Annotated in this window: 2 protein-coding genes; both read left to right on the forward strand. The window is 75.0% G+C overall.

The window, feature by feature from the left end; all coding sequences use genetic code 11:
- Positions 1-821, forward strand: an 821-nt coding sequence (locus AB0G32_RS40330; protein WP_361176062.1) for a hypothetical protein, incomplete at its 5' end; no start/stop codon positions are given.
- 167 nt (positions 822-988) lie between these two features.
- Positions 989-2,131 (forward strand): S1 family peptidase, encoded by a 1,143-nt coding sequence (locus AB0G32_RS40335; RefSeq protein WP_361176065.1) that lies wholly within the window; start codon positions 989-991, stop codon positions 2,129-2,131.
- Positions 2,132-2,185 lie beyond the last annotated feature (54 nt).

A 2,185-nucleotide genomic window follows, 5' to 3' on the forward strand; every position in this document is an offset into this window, starting at 1 on the left:
CCGGACCGGAAGGTGTGGTGCCGCTGCTGGTGTCGGGGCGCGGCGGAGCGGGGCTGCGGGCGCAGGCGCGGCAGTTGGCCGAGGGCCGGGGCTGGGTGATGGTGCGGGCCCGGGTGGCCGAGGAGATCGCCTCGGGACGCGACTGGACCCGGGAGGCGGCCGGCTGGCTGGCGCTGGCCGGGGCCGGCTGGGCGGAGTCGGCCCGGCTGACCGGCGACCTGGCCTGGCGGGCCCGCGCCGAGGAACGCAGCGCGCTCATCTTCCTCACCGCCCGCCACGTGGCGGGCACCGACCCCGGCACACCGTTCGGCCGGGCCCTGTGGCACTGCTTCCTGACGACCCTGCGCTACGACTTCCGGTGCGGGGACATCGAGGAGTTCTTCGCGGCGGCACCGGCCGCCGGGCCGGACGACGACGGGTCCGGCCTCGACCCGTACAGCGCGGCCATGCGCGCCTTCGCGCTGCTCGGACGCTCCCGGGAGGCCGGGCTCCCGCTGCTGGCGGCCGTACTGGCCCGCGCGCCGCACGACGAGAAGGTCGTGCACGCCCTGCTGCACGGCCTCTGGCTCGGTGAGGACCTGCCCGAACAGCCGCGCCGGATGCTGGAGTTGCTGAGCGCCCCGGCGTTCGCGGACGGTCTGGGGGCCGAGGCGCTGCTGCGCAAGGCGGCGGCGCTGCGCCGGCTGCGACGGTTCGACGAGGCGCTGACGGCCGTGCGGTCCGCCATCGACGGCCTCGGCCCCTGCGAGGTGGTCGTGCACGGCGACTGCGTGCGCGAGCGCGCGCTGATCCTGGTGGAACGGGATCTGTACGGCTCCTGAAGGCCGCGGCACGGCATTCGCCCCTCCAGGGGCGCGGGAACTGCGCACGCCATTGGCATGGACCTGACGCTCGGGCCTGGATAAGCTCTGCCCAACCCCTTGTGAGAGCGCTCTCAGACAGCGGTTGTTCCACCCCCACCTTGCTGGAACGACGAAGGGCAACTCCCGTGAGACGCAGCAGACTCAAGCACGCCGGGCTGGCCGTCCTGCTCATGCTCGGCAGCTGGACCGCGGCCGGTTCCCTGCCGGCCGCGGCGAACGAGGAGGCACCGGCCTCCGCCGGTCTCCTCCAGGCCATGCAGGACGACTTCGGCCTCACCCGCGCCCAGGCCGCGGAACGGCTCGCGGCCGAGGAACGGGCCACCGGCCTGGAGCCGGCCGCCCGCCGGGCCGCCGGCGGCGCCTTCGGCGGGTCGTGGTTCGACGCCGGGACCGGACGGCTGACCGTGGCCGTCACCGACGACGCGTCCGCCACGACGGTACGGGCCGTGCGGGCCACCGGCGCCCGGGTGCGCACCGTCGAGCACAGCGCCCGCGCGCTCGACGCCGCCAAGACCCGGCTCGACGCGCTCTCCGCCCCCTCCGGTGTCGGCGGCTGGCACGTCGACCCGGCCGCCAACTCGGTGGTCGTCGAGGTCGTCGAGGACGAGCGCGCCGACAACGATGTCCAGCGCTTCCTGGACCGGGCCCGCGTGGCCGGCCCGGTCACCGTGCGGACGGTGCCCGAGGCGCCGGGCACGTTCGCCGCGGGCACGGTCGGCGGCGACCCGTACTACACGGGCAACGTGCGCTGCTCCATCGGCTTCTCGGTGCACGGCGGCTTCGTGACGGCCGGTCACTGCGGTGGCGCCGGGGCCGGGGTGAGCGGCTGGGACGGCTCGTACATCGGTACGTTCCAGGGCTCGTCGTTCCCCGACAACGACTACGCCTGGGTCAGCGTGGGCAGCGGCTGGTGGACAGTGCCGGTCGTACTGGGCTGGGGCACCGTCTCCGACCAGTTGGTGCGCGGCTCGGCGGAGGCCCCGATCGGTGCGTCGGTCTGCCGGTCCGGGTCCACCACGCACTGGCACTGCGGCACCGTGCTGGCCAAGAACGAGACGGTCAACTACAGCCAGGGTGCCGTCCACCAGATGACGAAGACCAGCGTCTGCGCCGAGGGCGGCGACTCGGGCGGCTCCTTCATCAGCGGCGACCAGGCCCAGGGGGTCACCTCCGGCGGCTGGGGCAACTGCACCAGCGGCGGCGAGACCTGGTTCCAGCCGGTCAACGAGATCCTCAACCGCTACGGGCTGACCCTGCACACGGCCTGACCGCGGCGCCGGCCCCGGGGCCCGTCACCGGCGGGCGGGCCCCTTCGCGCGGGC

Origin of the sequence: Streptomyces sp. NPDC023723, assembly GCF_040639815.1 — a bacterium.
Taxonomy (GTDB): domain Bacteria; phylum Actinomycetota; class Actinomycetes; order Streptomycetales; family Streptomycetaceae; genus Streptomyces.